General features: G+C 61.9%; 12 protein-coding genes. 3 read left to right on the plus strand and 9 right to left on the minus strand.

Translation table 11 applies throughout. The features are described 5' to 3' along the window. Positions 1–166: 166 nt before the first annotated feature. The 8 genes from AO065_RS16075 to AO065_RS16110 all read right to left on the minus strand — a co-directional run bounded on the left by AO065_RS16075 (position 167) and on the right by AO065_RS16110 (position 12,102). Positions 167–1,252 (minus strand): tetratricopeptide repeat protein, encoded by a 1,086-nt coding sequence (locus tag AO065_RS16075; protein WP_004879653.1) that lies wholly within the window; start codon positions 1,250–1,252, stop codon positions 167–169. Between the two features lie 134 nt (positions 1,253–1,386). Then, the gene (locus AO065_RS16080) at positions 1,387–2,784 is read right to left on the minus strand and encodes an efflux transporter outer membrane subunit (protein WP_004879651.1); all 1,398 of its coding nucleotides are present in this window, start codon (positions 2,782–2,784) and stop codon (positions 1,387–1,389) included. Continuing rightward, complete coding sequence (locus AO065_RS16085) at positions 2,784–5,975, minus strand: efflux RND transporter permease subunit (protein ID WP_004879650.1); 3,192 nt, start codon at positions 5,973–5,975, stop codon at positions 2,784–2,786. The genes AO065_RS16080 and AO065_RS16085 overlap by 1 nt, the downstream gene beginning before the upstream one ends. 12 nt (positions 5,976–5,987) lie before the next feature. Further along, positions 5,988–7,229: a multidrug efflux RND transporter periplasmic adaptor subunit MexE gene (gene mexE / locus AO065_RS16090; RefSeq protein WP_004879649.1), complete on the minus strand. Its 1,242-nt coding sequence runs from the start codon at positions 7,227–7,229 to the stop codon at positions 5,988–5,990. A gap of 143 nt (positions 7,230–7,372) precedes the next feature. Continuing rightward, on the minus strand, positions 7,373–8,368 hold the full coding sequence (locus AO065_RS27590; RefSeq protein ID WP_004879648.1) for an energy transducer TonB: 996 nt from the start codon (positions 8,366–8,368) through the stop codon (positions 7,373–7,375). Continuing rightward, entirely contained in the window at positions 8,365–8,811 is a 447-nt protein-coding gene (gene tolR, locus AO065_RS16100; RefSeq protein WP_004879647.1) for a protein TolR, read from the minus strand. Before tolR ends, AO065_RS27590 begins: the two co-directional genes overlap by 4 nt. Continuing rightward, positions 8,808–9,494, minus strand: coding sequence for a protein TolQ (tolQ, locus tag AO065_RS16105; RefSeq protein ID WP_100225889.1), 687 nt, complete (start codon positions 9,492–9,494; stop codon positions 8,808–8,810). Before tolQ ends, tolR begins: the two co-directional genes overlap by 4 nt. Before the next feature lie 64 nt (positions 9,495–9,558). Beyond that, on the minus strand, positions 9,559–12,102 hold the full coding sequence (locus AO065_RS16110) for a TonB-dependent receptor (protein WP_004879644.1): 2,544 nt from the start codon (positions 12,100–12,102) through the stop codon (positions 9,559–9,561). A 267-nt stretch (positions 12,103–12,369) separates the two neighbouring features. Between AO065_RS16110 and AO065_RS16115 the strand changes: the two genes are divergently transcribed. Together AO065_RS16115 and AO065_RS16120 are read left to right on the plus strand one after the other, a co-directional pair. Beyond that, a complete protein-coding gene (locus AO065_RS16115; RefSeq protein WP_004879643.1) occupies positions 12,370–13,500 on the plus strand; it encodes an ROK family protein in 1,131 nt (376 codons plus the stop codon). Positions 13,501–13,536: 36 nt separating this feature from the next. Further along, on the plus strand, positions 13,537–14,418 hold the full coding sequence (locus AO065_RS16120) for a DUF6528 family protein (protein ID WP_004879641.1): 882 nt from the start codon (positions 13,537–13,539) through the stop codon (positions 14,416–14,418). Between the two features lie 27 nt (positions 14,419–14,445). Here the strand turns inward: AO065_RS16120 and AO065_RS16125 are convergent, their stop codons facing one another. Further along, the gene (locus AO065_RS16125; protein WP_004879640.1) at positions 14,446–15,348 is read right to left on the minus strand and encodes an AraC family transcriptional regulator; all 903 of its coding nucleotides are present in this window, start codon (positions 15,346–15,348) and stop codon (positions 14,446–14,448) included. 151 nt (positions 15,349–15,499) lie between these two features. Here AO065_RS16125 and AO065_RS16130 point away from each other — a divergent pair, with 151 nt between their 5' ends. Continuing rightward, positions 15,500–16,570 (plus strand): aldo/keto reductase, encoded by a 1,071-nt coding sequence (locus AO065_RS16130; protein WP_004879639.1) that lies wholly within the window; start codon positions 15,500–15,502, stop codon positions 16,568–16,570. The last annotated feature ends 6 nt before the right edge of the window (positions 16,571–16,576 follow it).

The following is a 16,576-nucleotide window of genomic DNA, read 5'->3' on the forward strand; positions in this document are numbered from 1 at the left end:
TCTGAAACTGGCGGACGAATCGCTGGCGCGGCATGACATACGAAATGTCCGACAGACAAATACGAGTTCTCCATACATGTGTGGGAATTGTCTGAAAGCACCGCTGCAAAAGGGCTGGAGCGACGAACGGCATGGCCATTTGCCGGATGCCGCTCAGCCCTTTGGCCTACAGCCCCTGCTGCAGGGCGGGGTCGTCAGGGTTCAGCTGTTCCAGCTCCGCCAGCAGGATCTGTACGTTCTGCAGCTGGCCATTTTCCTTCCAGTACTGGATCAGCAGCACACGTGCCCGACGGTTCGCCGGATCGTTCTGGACGATCTGCACCAGTTGTTTCTGCGCCGCTTCAAGCTGATCCAGGTCGTGCAGAGCGACAGCCAGGTCGTAGCGGTAGTCGTTGTTCTGCGGGGCAAGCTCTGACGCCTTCGCCAGGCTGAGCAATGCGAACTCACCCTGGCCATGGTCCACCAGCCACATGCCCAGCGCGTGCTGCAGCAGCGCCGAGTCGGGATGATGCTCCAATAACCCGGCGAACAAGCTGCGCGCCTTCTCGGCCTGGCCTTTCTTGTCCAGCAGTTCGATGTGCGCCAGCGCGGCCTCGATGTTTTGCGGGTCCATCGCGGTGGCGCGCTGCAAGGCTTTGAGTGCCGGGTCGAGATCGCCGGTCTGCAGGTAGAGCCTGGCGAGTTGCAACTGGTTGTCCACGGTTGCGGGCTGGCTTTCGAGGGCTTCCTGGAATGCCTCGGCGCTCTGCTGCAGCACGGCGAAATACAGCCCCAGGTCGTCGGGTGACAGGCCCAGCAGCGCGCTGGTTGCGCTGAATCTGACGGATTGCTCTCTGTCGTCCAGCATCGGGCCCAGCAACAGACTGCGCTGGCTGCTGGACACCAGTTTTACGCTGGTGGCGATGGCCGCCTGACGCACCTCGACCGATTCGTCCTTGAGGCTGGCGTCAATCAGTTTCAGGGCTTGCGGACTAGGGTAATTACTCAGTTCGGCGAGGAGGCTGACCCGGTGCGCATCGGAAAGGTCCGTGCGCGCCAGTTGCTGATACAGCACACGCGCCGCGCCCGGCTTGCCCTCATGCGCCTGCTTCAGTGCCTGTGTGTAGGTGTGGGCCAGATTGGCAGGCGTGCTTTGAGTGGGCGCATTGCGCCATCCCCAGAACAGCGCGGCGACCAGCAATACGGAGAGTACAGCGATCACGCCGCTGATCCAGCGACGACGATTGACGGATTGGGGAGATGAGCCGGGCATACCGATATCCATTGCTTGGCGGCTTGCAGCTTCGTGGAGTCGCTGGTCAGTGTCAAACGGCGAGGGTACTCGAACGGGCAAAAAAATGCCCCGCCTCTGAAAAAGGCGGGGCATGGCAGACTCGGATGTAGCGGTCAGGCCTGAGGCTGCCAGCCACCACCCAATGCCTTGTAGATGGCGACGATCCCGCGATACAGCTCGATCTCGGCCTGAGCCTGGGAGTCTTCGGCAGCCAGGCGTTCGCGCTCGGCGTCCAGCAGCACGAGGAAATCAGCCGTTCCTTCACGGTACTGAACGTTGGCCAGACGGGCTGCGGCACGGCTGGATTCGCTCTGGCGGATCAGCGACAGCAGTCGCTGCTGGCGCTTGTCGTAATCGCTGAACGCATTTTCCGACTCCTCCAGCGCAAGCAGAACCTGCTGCTCGTAGTTGGCCAGCGCACCTTCGGCATCGGCATTGGCGCTGCGGATCTGCGCCCGAACACTGCCCAGATCAAAGGCTGCCCAAGTGATGCTCGGACCAAGCGTCCAGGCTTTGGCCGCTGACGAGCCGATCTGCGAACCGCGTCCTGCGGTAAAACCGAGGAATCCGCTCAGGCTGACCCGAGGGAACAGGTCAGCGGTTGCCACGCCGATGCGTGCGGTCGAGGCCGCCAGTTGGCGTTCCGCAGCCAGCACATCCGGACGATTGCGCAGTACCTGGGTCGGATCGCCAATGGGCAGCGCCTTGGCGATGGCTGGCAATTTGGTCGGACTCAGGTCCACGCTCAGGGTTTCCGGTCGCTCACCCAGCAAGGTGGCGATGCGGTTGCGCTGACGATTCTGTTCGGCCTGCAGTTGCGGCACCGTCGCTTCAACGGCAGCGAGTCGTGCATCGGCGCGCACCACATCCAGTTCATTGCCGACACCGGCGTCGCGCAACTGCGTCGTAACGCCCTGGGAATCCTGCTGGTTTTTCAGGTTGTCCCGAGCAATGGCTTCGCGTAACTGTGCGCCACGCAACTGCCCGTAGGCGTCGACCACCTCGGCGATCAGCGTGACTTGCAGTTGATAGAGGTTGGCCTGTGCGGCCGCTTCATCGGCGTCGCTGGCTTCCAGCTGGCGCTGAATACGTCCGAACAGGTCCAGCTCCCAGGCCATGTCCAGACCCAGGTCATAACGCTCTGTATTGACGCGTCGGTCAGTCACGCCAGGCTGCTGACCCTTGCCCAGATCGCTGCTGGCCCGGCTGGTCACCACCGGCATGGCGTCGTTGGCCACGTCGTCGCGAATGGCGCGTGCCGCTTTCAAACGGGCAAATGCGACGCGAAGATCCCGGTTGCCATTGAGTGACTGAGTGACCAGTTTGTCGAGGGTCGGATCGTCGAACTGCTTCCACCACAAGGCATCGGCCTTGGTACGGTCGTAGTTGCCCTGGGCGGCAGCGGCGAGTTTCGCTGGTGCGGTGTCAGGCGCCTTGTAGTCCGGGCCGACGGCACAGGCCGCCAGCGCCAGAACCAGCAGGCTCGGAACGAAGAGTTTAAGCGCGCTCATCAATGCATCTCCGCAGGCAGTGTTTGCAGTTTCTGCGCCCGTGCGGCCTTGCGGGCCTCCCGGCGCTCGACGAAGTTACGGATCAGCACATAGAACACGGGGGTCAGCAGCAGGCCGAAAAAGGTGACGCCGAGCATCCCGGAGAACACCGCTACACCCATGGCATGACGCATTTCGGCACCAGCGCCACTGGACAGCACCAGCGGTACGACACCCATGATGAAGGCGAACGAGGTCATCAGGATCGGGCGCAGACGCAGGCGGCAGGCTTCCAGCACCGCATCCAGCGGGCTCATGCCTTCTTCCTGTTTGTCCTTGGCGAACTCGACGATCAGGATCGCGTTCTTGCAGGCAAGTCCCACCAGTACGATCAGGCCGATCTGGGTGAAGATGTTGTTGTCGCTACCGGCAATCATTACCCCGGCAATTGCCGACAGCAGCGTCATTGGCACGATCAGGATCACCGCCAGCGGCAGGCTCCAGCTTTCGTATTGGGCGGCCAGTACCAGGAACGCCAGCAGCACGCAGAGCGGGAAGACGAACAGCGCGGTATTGCCCGACAGAATCTGCTGATAGGTCAGGTCGGTCCATTCGTAGACCATGCCATTGGGCAGCTCTTCCTTCAGCAGTTTCTCGACGGCCGCCTGGGCCTGGCCGGAGCTGTAGCCCGGTCCGGCAGCGCCGTTGATCTCGGCCGTGATGAAGCCGTTGTAGTGCATCACGCGGTCGGGGCCTGCGGTGTCGGTGACCTTGACGAAGGTCGCCAGCGGGATCATTTCACCCAGGTTGTTGCGCACCTTGAGCTGACCGATCTGGTCGGCATCCTGACGGAACTGCTGTTCAGCCTGAACGTTTACCTGATAGGTACGACCGAAGCGGTTGAAGTCGTTGGCATACAGCGAGCCCAGGTAGACCTGCAGGGTGTCGAAGATATCGCTGATCGCCACGCCGTGGGTCTTGGCCTTTTCGCGGTCGATGGACGCATCGACCTGCGGCACGTTCACGGTGTAGCTGGTGAACAGACCGGCCAGCTCAGGCACGCTGCGGCTCTTGGCGATGATGTTCTGGGTTTCCTTGTACAGCTCGTCGTAGCCCAGATTGCCCCGGTCTTCGATCTGCAGGCGGAAGCCGCCGATGGTACCCAGACCCTGCACCGGAGGTGGCGGGAAGATCGCCATGTAGGCTTCCTGAATCGAAGCGAACTGGCCGTTCAACGCGCCGGCGATGGCATTGGCCGACTGGCTCGGGTCTGTACGCTCTTCAAAAGGCTTGAGTGCGACGAACACCACACCGTTGTTCGGGCTGTTGGTGAAGCCGTTGATCGACAGGCCCGGGAAAGCAATCGCGTTTTCCACGCCCGGCTGTTTCAGGGCCAGGTCAGACATGCGCTTGATGACTTCTTCGGTCCGGTCCAGGCTGGCCGCATCCGGCAACTGGGCGAAGGCGACCAGGTACTGCTTGTCCTGGCTGGGCACGAAACCGGTAGGTGTGCTGGAGAAACCCATCCAGGTCAGCACCATCAGGCCTGCGTACACCAGCAGGGCGATGCCGCTGCTGCGAATCACACGTGCAACCGTGCCGACATAGCCATGACTGGCTTTCTCGAAGAAGCGGTTGAACGGACGGAACAGCCAGCCACCCAGCATCCTGTCGAGGAAGCGCGAGAAGCGGTCCTTCGGCGCATCGTGAGCCTTGAGCAGCACCGCGGCCAGCGCAGGCGACAGGGTCAGCGAGTTGAACGCCGAGATCACGGTCGAGATGGCGATGGTCAGCGCGAACTGTTTATAGAACTGCCCGGTAAGCCCGGAAATGAACGCGGCAGGTACGAACACCGCACAGAGCACCAGTGCTGTGGCGATGATCGGCCCGGTCACTTCGGCCATGGCTTTATGCGTTGCTGCGACCGGTTCGAGCCCCAGCTCGATGTTACGCTCGACGTTCTCCACCACCACGATGGCATCGTCCACCACGATACCGATCGCCAGTACCAGTCCGAACAATGACAGCGCGTTGAGCGAGAAGCCGAACAGGTGCATCACGGCGAATGTACCGATCAGCGAGACCGGCACCGCGACCAGCGGAATGATCGAGGCGCGCCAGGTCTGCAGGAACAGGATCACCACCAGCACCACCAGAATCAGTGCTTCGAACAGGGTGTGGATCACCGCCTCGATGGAGCCGCGCACGAAGATGGTCGGGTCATAGACGATGCTGTAGTCCATCCCCTCGGGGAAGCCTTTTTTCAGCTCGGCCATCTTGGCCCGCACATCGTTGGAGATGTCGATCGCATTGGAGCCCGGACGCTGGAAGATCGGCAATGCGACGGCGGGCTGGTTATTCAGCAAGGAGCGCAGGGCGTACTGGTTGGAACCCAGTTCGACACGAGCCACATCTTTAAGGCGCGTGATTTCGCCATCGGCACCCGCGCGGATTACTACGTTTTCGAACTCTTCCTCGGTGACCAGACGGCCCTGCGTGTTGATCGACATCTGGAAACTGGTGGCATTGGGTGAGGGCGGCGCGCCCAGCTGGCCGGCAGCGACCTGACGGTTCTGTTCGCGGATCGCGTTGACCACGTCGGTTGCGGTCAGGTTGCGCGAAGCGGTCTTGTTCGGATCGAGCCAGACCCGCAGCGAGTAATCGCCCATGCCGAACAGTTGCACGTCGCCCACGCCGCCCAGTCGCGCCAGCTCATCCTTGATGTTCAGGACGGCGTAGTTGGACAGGTACAGCATGTCGTAGCGTTTATCCGGCGAGGTCAAGTGCACGACCATGGTCAGGTCGGGCGAGGCCTTGTCCACCGTGATACCGATCCGCGTCACCTCTTCAGGCAGCTTGGGCTCGGTGCGCGTCACGCGGTTCTGCACCTGCACCTGGGCGTTGTCCAGGTCGGTGCCCAGCGCGAAGGTGATGGTCAGTGTCAGCTTGCCGTCGGCAGTGGCCTGCGAGGACATGTACAGCATGTTCTCGACGCCGGTAATGGCCTGTTCCAGCGGCGAGGCCACGGTTTCGCCGATCACCTTGGGGTTGGCGCCCGGGAAGTTGGCCCGCACGACGACGGTAGGTGGCACGACTTCCGGGTATTCACTGATCGGCAACTGGAACAGCGAGATGGCGCCGGCGATCAGGATCAGCAGTGACAGCACGGCGGCGAAGATCGGCCGCGAGATAAAGAATTTTGAGAAGTTCATCGAACGAGTCCCTTAGCCGCGAGGCGCGGTGGCGCTGGCGAGTTTGGCGGTCGCGTTGGGCGCCGACTGTTGCGGGTTGCTGGCTTCAAGGGCCTGACGTTGCTTGAGGAGCAGGGCGAGGGTGTCGGCACTGGCCATCGGCGTAACTTCAGGGTCCACAGGCTGGCCGGGACGTACACGCTGCAAGCCTTTGACGACGATGGTGTCGTCCTTGCCCAGACCGTTGCGCACGATGCGCAGGCCTTCGATTTTCGGACCCAGCTCGACCGGGCGATAGGCCGGCTTGTTGTCCTTGTCCATCACCAGCACGAACTTCTTGCCCAGGTCGGTGCCGACGGCTTCATCGTTGATCAGCACGGCGGAGTAGGTGCCACTACCGACCAGTTTGAGACGTGCATACAGGCCTGGGGTGAAGCTGCCATCGCTATTGTCGAACACGGCGCGGCCGCGGATGGTGCCGGTGCGCGGGTTGACCTGGTTGTCGACGAAGTTCATCTGACCCAGGTGCGGGTTGCCGTTTTCGTTGGACAGGCCCAGGTAAACCGGGGTGGTCTGACCGCGCTGACCCTTGCGGGCCAGTTCGGTGTACTTGAGGAATACACGCTCGTCGGCGTCGAAGTAGGCGTAGACCTTGTCAGTGGAGACCACGCTGGTCAGCGCTGTCACATCGGCCGTCACAATGTTGCCGGCAGTGATCTCGGCACGGCTGACGCGGCCGGTAATAGGCGCAGTCACACGGGTGAAGCTGAGGTTCAAGCGAGCCAGGTCCAGTTGCGCCTGAATCGCGGCGACGCCGGCCTTGGCTTCCTGCGCGGAGGTGGTACGCGAGTCTGCCAGCTCGGCGGAAATGGCATTGTTGGTGCGCAGGCGCTCGCCGCGCTGGGCTTCGTTGTCGCTGCGTACAGCCACGGCCCGCGCTTGCTGCAATTGGGCTTCGAGGCGGCGTACTTCAGACTGGAATGGACGTGGGTCGATCTGGAACAGCAGGTCGCCTTTCTTGACCAGCGATCCGTCGGTGAAGGCCACCTGATCGATCTGGCCGGAAACACGTGGACGAACTTCGACGGTTTCCGGTGCTTCGAGGCGGCCGGTGAACTCGTCCCATTCGTTGATGGGTTGTTCGAGCACTTTGGCGACGGTGACCTTGGCCGCGGCAGGCGCCTGAGTGGCCTCAGGTGCGCGACCACAGGCGCTGATCACGACCAGTGCAAGGGCAGTGAGGGGATAGCGCAGATGAGCGAGTGTCTGGGGCATGGGAAGTTCCGCCGAAAGTAAGGATGGGCGGATTCTGTTGCGCGCAGGGTGTTATTAACGAATCGAATAAATCGAAGGTTACTATCATCCGTAATGATGAACGTCATCTTCGCCGCAAGCCCTGCGCACGCGGCTGCGCAACCTCACTGAGCATTCTGCAGCCGGTAACGAAACGTGTTGCGCACGCCGATGACCTTGACCGGGTGGCCGTCGGCAACTTGCGGGCTGTAGCGGAAACCGGCGGCGGCCTTGAGCGAGGCGGCTCCGAAGTGGGACGCATCGCATTGCCCCTTGATCAGTCGTGCTGCCGTCGTCGTGCCATCGGGCATCAGGTCGTACTCCACCGTGCAGTCACCTTCCAGCTCGTTTTCAAGCGCTGAAGCCGGATAGTCGGGCGCAGCCTTGGTCAGCGGCAGGTACTGTTTGCCAGCGGTTGCGGCGACATCGGTGGCGGGGCCGGGTACCGACGGCGCAGGTTTCGCCTCGGTTGCGGCCGGGGCTGTGTTTGAGCTGGCAGGTGCTGGCGTTGAGGCTTTGGCGGGCGCAGCGGGGGCTGGATGCGGTGCCGGTTTGGACGTGGGTTGTCGTGGCGGTTTCTGTCGCGCCTGAATATCAGCCTGTTCTGCCAGTCGGCTGGCTTCGAGCTGAGCCTGTTGTCTGGCGGCCTGTTCCGCCACCGCCTGTTTCTGTTGTTCGGCCGCCTGCTGACGTTGCGCCTCTGCAGCGCGAGCGCTTGCTGCGGCAGCGGCTGCAATGGCAGGGTCCGCGGCCAGTCCGGTGTGGATCACCACCGTCTGCCTGTCCGGCTCGGCTGTCGAGGGGGCGGATGCCGTGCTGCCGAGCCACGCTGCCAGAAAATGCACGGCCACCACTAAAGGGATGAGCAGCAATGCTGCGCGTGCCGACGCAGGCGCAGGATCGCTTGCCGGTGACGTGCGTAGCGGGGCGACCAGCCTGAGGTCGGGCCTGATTGTCAGGTAGCTGACGGGCACGGCTTTCCATGCGCCATCGTCACTCTGAGGGTGGAAGCGACAGCGCACGCCTGATTCGGCTAATTGATTGCTGGCCGCAGTGAACGAGATGCCCATGTCGGGAAGCGGGGATGCGGTGTGCATCGCGTGTTTCAGAGCGGTCTTCATGGCGCGGTATCCGGGGTTTGTGAGATCAACCCGACATTGGGTACACCGGCCTGCTGTAAGGCGCCCATCAACTCCATGATCCGCCCGTAGCTGACAGCACGGTCGCCGCGAATCAGCACGGCGGTATTGGTCTGGTCGCCGAGCGCATCGTGCACTTGCTGACCTACGGTGGACAGCGCCAGCTGGACGCGCGGGTCCTCGCCGCGATTCAGGTAATACAGGCCTTCGGCGTCGATGCTGATAACCAGCGGCGGGTGATCCGGTGCGTCAATCGCCTGCGCGCCGAGGCGCGGCAGGTCAACGTGCACCCCCTGAGTCATCAGCGGCGTGGCGACCATGAAAATCACCAGCAGCACCAGCACCACATCAATGAACGGCACGACGTTCATTTCGCTGGAAATCCTGCCTCGGGAGACCGCGTGGAACGAGCCTTTCTGATTCATGCGCTTTCCCTCGCGGCCATGTGCAGGTGACTGCGGGCATGCAGGCTGGTCAGCAGCAGGGTGTGCAACTCTTCGGCCAGGTCTGCCAGCCGGGTCTGCAAATCGGCGACCTTTTTCGACAGGAAGTTGTACGCGATCACTGCAGGAATCGCGGTGAACAGGCCGATGGCGGTGGCCACCAGCGCTTCGGCAATCCACGGCGCCACGGTGGCGAGCGTCGCCTGCGCCGTGGCCCCGAGTGCCTGAAACGAACCCATGATTCCCCACACCGTGCCGAACAGGCCGATGTAGGGACTGACCGAGCTGATGGTCGCCAGGATCACCAGGCGACGATTCAGGCGCATGCCTTCGCGCGACAACGCCAGACGCAGCGCGCTGCCCACGGCATCCATGGTCACGGTCGGATCGGTGTTGGCGTGGGTCAGTTGGCAGAAGTGGCGGAAGCCATCGCGAAATACCTTGCCTGCGCCACCGGGCTGGTCGGGCAGTTCCTTGTACAACTGGTTGAGGTCGGTGCCTGAATGAAAGCGTCGCTCGAAATCGGCCAGTTCACCGCTGTCGCGTCGCAGATCGTAGCTGCGAAGAAAGATCAGTAACCAACTGACCGCAGAGGCCAGCAACAGAATAAACATGACGGTCTGGGCAACCGGACTGGCGCCTTCGATCAAGCTGACAATGGACATGGACGATTGCATCGACGGGTATCTCCGTGGTGTTCAGGTGTGGAAAGCGAGGCAGCAGGGCGCGTCAGAGTTTGACTTTCATGCCGACCCAGAAGGACTGCCCGAAGCTGTTGCGCTCAAGCAGGTTGTTGTCCGCGTCGCGGATCAGACGCTTCTGGTCGGTGAGGTTTCGCCCTTCGGTGTAAAGGGTCAGGTTGGCGTTGAGCGCGTAACTGACCTGGGCATCCAGTTGCCCATAGCGCTCTTCGAACTTGTCCTGGCGCGGGTTCTGAACGCTGAGGCTGGTGCGCCGGTCGCCGACCACGGCATAGCTGATCTGCGACTTGAGATCGCCGATGCCGTACATCAGCGTGGCGTTGTATTGCTGCTTGGGCGCGCCGACCAACTGGCTCGCCCGACGCGTCGAGCCGTCGGCCATCGGCACATTCATCGACCCGTCGAGCCAGGTGCTGTTGAGCTTGAAACCCAGCCCGTCGAACGGCGCGGGCAGAAAGGCCAGGCGGTCCTTGATCAGGTTGATCGACACGCCACGGACCTGCGCCGTCGAGGTGTTGAGGGGTTGCGAGATCGTGGTCTGAATACCCGTACTGTCTGTGCTGCTGGAGCTGCCGACGAAGATTTCGTTTTTCAGGTCCTTCTGAAACAGCGCCATGGACAGCAGCGCGCCCTGGCCGAAGTAGTAATCGGCGGCCAGATCGTAGTTGTTGGACGTGATGGGTTTGAGGCTCGGGTTGCCACGGTTGATGCTGATAGCGCCGTCCACCTGACTGACGCTGTTCAGCGGCACCACGTATTCCGGATTCGGCCGACCCAGTGACTGGCTGAAACCCGCACGCAGGCGCACCGAGGGCGTCAGGTCGTAAAAGGCGCTGAACGAGGGCAATACGTTGTCGTAGCTGCCGGAGTTGCTGCTGGGGTTGAGTGTGCCGCTGTTGTTCTGAAAGGCCGAGGAATCAAAACGGGTGTGTTCATAGCGCGCGCCACCGAGCACTTCGAAACGCTCGCCGCGATACCTGAGCAGGCCGAAGCCTGCGGCAATGTCTTCCTGATAACTGAGGTCGTTCTGGGTGCTGAGCAGCGTGCTGTTGGCTTGATCGAGCCGGAACAGTCCGGGGTTGTCGGCGAAGAAACGGTTGGTTGCCTTGTAGTAGTCGCCCGCGTTGCTGAACGAGCTGGCAGGGAGGCTGGCTGCGCTGGTGGGCAGGAAGGTCTGTTGATCGATGTCCTGAGTGACCTCCATGCGTCGCCAGCTTGTGCCCACCTTGGCACCCAGTCCCCGGTCCTGCGGGTCGGTGTTGAAACCGTAGGTTCCTTGCCATTCCTTGATGGTCTGCTGGCGCTCCAGCTTTTCCGGCTGGATGTTGAACAACTGATAGTTCGATGGCGTGCTGGCCGCCGAAGGGTTGGCGGGCGTGATGGTGGACATGTCGCGATTGTCGGCGTCCTGGCTCTTCAGGTCGTACTGGTAGCCGAAATTGGAGCCGTAAGCCGAGCGGAATTCAAACTGGCCGTCATCCTTGCGCTCATAGGTGCTGCGGGCCGCGTAGAGTTTGCTGGTCAGGCGCTGTTGATCGGCAGGCTTGAAGTCGACGTCCCAGATGGCCAGATCCGTTGCCGTGGTTTCCGGGAAGTAGTCGACGCGATAGCGATTGCGGCCCTGGGAATAACTGCCGCTGACATCGGTGATGTTGCGCGGCGAGCGATCTTCGAGAATGTTCAGGTAGCGGTATTCGTCCGAGTCGTAGCTGTAGTGCGCGCCGAGCAGCGATGAGTAAAGGTTTTCGCTGGGCTTGTATTCCAGGCGTCCCAGCAGACTCCAGCGATCCAGCCGGTTGGTGTACTGCGCCTGATCACGACGGTCCACTGACGGCGTGCCGGCCGCGCTGTAGTTGATGGTACGGATGTCCTTTTCCTGATCGCGACTGCGGTCGGAGAAACTGCCCGCCAGCATGTAGCCGAATTGTTTGTCCTCGCCGAAGCGGTCGTTGACTCTGCCGTCGATGATCGCGGAAGGGCTGGAAGGCCCGCCCGGTACGCTCATGTTGCTGTAGCGCCCGACCTTGGCATCGGCAACGGCCTGAAAGCCGCTGTAATCGAACGCGCTGATCGGTTGCAAATCGACGATCCCGGCAATTGCCGGTTGCAGGTCGGGCGTCAGGCTCTTGTAGACCGCCACACGTTTGAGTGCGACGCCGGGGATGGCTTCCAGGTCGGTCTGTCGGCCCAGCGCGAACCAGCCATCAGGAATCATCGCGCCGTCGAAGGTGGTCGTCGTGAAGCGCGAGGGCAGGCCGCGTATGGAGACGAAGCGACCTTCGTCTTCATCGAATTCGGTGGTCACGTCCGGGAGGCGGCGCAGGGAGTCGGCCACGTTCAGGTCGGGCTGCTGGCCCAGTTCGTCGGACGAGATGAAGTCGGCGACCTGAGACGTGTTGCGTTTGGCGCGAATTTCCTCGCGGTTCTGTTTGACGTACCCCGTGACCGTGACGCTTTCCGCCGCCGGCGCATCGCTTTTGCCGGATGAGTCCTGGGCAACTGCAGGGGTGATGAGGGTAAGCAGCACAGCGCCGGAAACAAGCGGGTAACAGGCACGGGTTCTGGTCATCATGGTGAAATCTCGTGGAGGCCGAAGAGGTCTGGCTTTTTATTTACGCTTAAAGTGTTAAATAAAAATGACTGGCTATAATCGGTTGGAGATTTCATCAGGATTTGATGCGCGCCGTGTTCATAGGCAGGGCTTAAAAGGCTTTTTGCTAAAGGTCTGCCTGGGCAGGCGGCTGCGTACGTTCGAAATCCAAAGGTTGTCATCAGATTTAAACATTAAGTGTGAAAATATGCGTCGTACTCACACGCACTCTGACAAAGGAGACGTTTCTTGCCCAATCGCACGCTCAATGAAGGGATTCACGTATCGGATAACGAGCGGTTCATTCTGGATGTCATCCGGCGTGAAGGCAGTATCAGCCAGTCCCGTGTCGGTCAATTGAGCCACCTGACCCAGCAGTCGACCCACCGGATCATCAGTGCGCTGCTGGCGTGCGACCTGTTACAGGCCGGGCCGCCTGCCTCCGGTGCAGGACGCGGCAAGCCTTCGCCCAGCCTGCAATTGGCAGCCAGAACCGTTTTCAGCGTCGGCATCGCGATCAATACCGATTGCGCCATCCTTTCGTTGACCGCGCTGGATTGCGAACTGGTGGAGGAGGTGCGCTTCCGGTTTCCGCCGCTGAGTCGCCAGACCACGCTGGAGCGGTTGAGCACGGCGCTGGACAGGATCTGTGTCCGCAATGGCGTGGACAAGGCGAGCCTGATCGGCGTCGGGTTCTCGATCAACGGCTACTTCGTCGCCAATCGTCGACAGATCAACGCGCCGGAGCCGTTACGCGACTGGTCATTGATCGATCTGCAGCCACTGCTGGAAGAAACCTTCGGCCTGCCGGTCTGGATCGAAAACAGCGTCAGCGCGGCTGCTGTGGGCGAGAGCCTGTGCGGTGCCGGACGCTGGGCGCGCTCCTTTGTGTACCTGGGGTTCAACTACGGTTTCGGTGGCGGGCTGGTGATCGAGGGCAAACCGTTTTTCGGTGCCAACGGCAACGCTGGCGAACTCAGTTCGATACTGACGCGCGAAGAGCAGGAGGTGCGTCCGGCCCTGCGTTACCTGCTGGAAATGCTTCAGGAGCAGGGCGTTGACGTCGATTCCATCGAAGACATTTCGCTGCGGTTCGATCCTCGGTGGCCAGGCGTTGACGCTTGGGTCGACCGGGTGATGCCTTGCCTGAACCGCATCATCAACTCGCTCAGCGGCATTCTCGATCCTCAGGCCATCGTGTTTGGCGGGCAATTGCCGGTCGCGCTTGGCGAAGCGCTGATGGCGCGAGTCGAATACTGGGGCGGCGACCGTTACGGCATCACGGCCACACGACCCAGTCTGGTGATGGGGCAACAGAGTTGTGACGCCGCCGCCCGCGGCGCGGCGCTGATTCCGCTGCGGGCCTGCTTTTTCCTGTAAGCGGTTTTTCGTCTGTCCGGCCCATGAGGTTCAATAATGCGAACGCTTCACTGCCTGCTCGTACTCCTGCTGACCGCCACAGCGACTGTCGCCCGGTCGGCCGAAAGACTGTATGCCTGCGGAGACGATCAGGTTCGCGAGTACCGTGTGCAAGCGGCGAGTGCCAACGAGATCTGGCGCTGGAGTGCGGCTCAGGCGAAGGACTTGCCGGACGCCTACCGCCAGAAGCTGCTGTCGCATATCGACGAATGCAAGCCGGTCGAGGGTGGCCGCGCCATTCTGGTGACGTCTTCGACGGGCGGTGTGGTCTTGCTCGATCGGGCATCCGGCCGGGTTCTGTTCCGGGCCCTGGCACCCATGGCGCATTCGGCCGAGTACCTGCCCAACGGTTTGATCGCCGTCGCGTTGTCGATTGAGCCCCGGGGCGACCGGCTGCAGCTCTACGATCGGTACCGCAATGAAACGCCGCTGTTCGAGACGCCGCTGCCCTCGGGGCACGGCGTGGTCTGGGATGAGCAGCGTCAGCGTCTGTTCGCGTTGTCCCATGACCTGTTGCAGGCCTTCACGCTGAGCGGCGACCGCGCATCACCCGTGTTGCAGGAATCTGAGCGCTGGACGTTGCCGGGAAGGCGCGATGGCCATGACCTGTCGGCGCTTGGCGATGGTCGTTATGCGGTCACAACCGATGATGGCGTCTGGCTGTTCAGCCTGGACAGCGGTGTGTTTTCGACGTTCGAGCCTTTACGCTCGGCTTCAAGGGTCAAGGCATTGAGCGTTATGGATGAGCGCATGGCCTGGGTCGAAGTGGAGCAAAGCTGGTGGGCCTTTGGTTTTCATCTGGCCGAGCGCGACGGTAGCGGCGGGGTGCGTGTGCCGGTCGCGGATCTGCATCTGTACAAGGTGCGCTGGGTGCATTGACCTGTCGGTCTCTGGCGGACTGCCTGCTCATTTTCCTGCGCCCAGCTCGACCGCGCTTCGCAGCCGGCTGGCATCCCTCGCAGGCGGCAGGCCGAACAGGCGCACGTAGTCCCGACTGAACTGCGAGGGGCTTTCGTAGCCGACCTGATAGCCCGCACCGGCCGCGTCCACGGCCTCGGCCACCATCAAGCGACGTGCTTCCTGTAATCGCAACTGACTGCGAAACTCCAGCGGACTCATTGACGTCACGGCCTTGAAATGCGCGTGGAATGTGGAGCGGCTCATGCCCGCCAGTTCGGCGATGTCATCGATCCGGCAACCCTGTCGGTAGTGCTCGCGCATCCAGGCAATCGCCTTGGCAATCTGCCGCAGTCGGCTGTCTGCCCGGGCCAGTTGCCGGACGATGCCGTTGCCGCTCTCGCTCAGCAGCCGATACAGCATCTCTCGGACGATGAGCGGAGCCAGCGCATCGATATTCTGGGGTGTGTCCAGCAGACCGGCAAGCCTGGCCGCAGCGTCGAGCAGCTCCGGTGTGGTGGCGTTGAGTTCGATGCCTGCAGTCGGCAGGTCGCTCTTTTCGCTGGTGTCCGGGTGCCGAAGCGCCAGTTCGCTCAGGATGGCCATGTCCAGATCCAGCACGAGACACAGGTACGGCAATGCTTCGCTTGCCTCGATGACCGAGCCCATGACCGGCATGTCCACCGACGCCACCAGATAGGTGGATGCGTCGTACACATAGGACAAGGCGCCAGCCGCGACCTGCTTACGGCCCTGAACGATCAGGCAGAGGGTCGGTTCGTAGACCACCGGCATCGGCACGGTAGGCGCGCCCGAGCGAACCAGGCTGACACCTGCGACAGGCGTGGTGTGCATGCCGTCGGTCCTTGCATGCCGGCTGATGACGTCGATCAGTTTTTCAAGAGAACCCATAGCGGCTCCGGTCGCTCGATGATGAAAACAGCCTTTAATCCCGTTCGGATAATCGTGCAAGAACGCAGGATTATCCGGCTACAGCGCAGCGCCTCCCTGACGGCAGACTGAACCTGACTGTTCAGAACTTCACATCCACAAGGAGGCCATCATGCCCACTATCACTGCACTCGACCACTACCGTCTGCTCGGACGATCAGGTATGCGCGTCTCGCCCATGGCCCTTGGCACCATGACCTTCGGTGCCAACTGGGGCTGGGGCGCCGAGGCCGATCAGGCACGGCAGATATTCGATGCGTATGTCGACAAGGGCGGCAATTTCATCGACACCGCCGTCAACTACACCAACGGCGAGTCGGAGCGCATCCTGGGGCAGTTTCTCAAGGGCAAGCGCGAGCGCCTCGTCGTCTCGACCAAGTACACCATGGCGCGTGATCCGGGTAATCCGAACTCGGGCGGCAACCATCGGCTGAACCTGATGCGCTCGGTCGAGACCAGCCTCAGGCAGCTCGACACTGACCGCATCGAATTGCTCTACCTGCATGCCTGGGACTTCACCACCTCCGCCGACGAAGTGATGCGTGCGCTCGACGATCTGGTGCGCGCCGGCAAGGTGCTTTACCTCGGTATCTGCAACACCCCTGCGTGGAAGGTCGCTGAGTTGCAAACCCTGGCCCTGCTGCGTGGCTGGTCGCCGCTGGTTGCGCTGCAGATCGAGTACAGCCTGGTCGAACGCAGTGTCGAGCACGAGTTGATTCCGATGGCAGAAGCGATGGGGCTTGGCGTGCTGCCGTGGTCGCCGCTGGGTGGCGGCATTCTGAGCGGCAAGTACAGCCGCGACGATCTGCAGCAGGTCAGCGAAGCGGGGGTTTCGACCACGCGCAAGGGCGTGATCAGTTCATCGGGGCACATGACCGAGCGATCGCTGGAGATCGCCAGTGTCGTGGGTGATATCGCGAAAGACATCGGCGTCACGGCTTCACAGGTCGCACTGGCCTGGACGCTCATGAATCCGGCCGTGGTTGCGCCGGTACTGGGTGCCAGGACGCTGGCGCAGGCGCTGGACAATCTGGCCGCACTTGATCTGCAACTGGATGAGCAGCAGGTCGCTCGGCTGGATCAGATCAGTGCGCCCGCGCCGATCTTCCCCGAGCGCTTCGTGTCGCGGCCCATGGTTCAGCAACTTATCTTCGGCGGTGCCCGGCTGCAAAACCGAATGTAACAGCTT

Origin of the sequence: Pseudomonas viridiflava (genome assembly GCF_001642795.1) — a bacterium.
GTDB lineage: Bacteria > Pseudomonadota > Gammaproteobacteria > Pseudomonadales > Pseudomonadaceae > Aquipseudomonas > Aquipseudomonas viridiflava.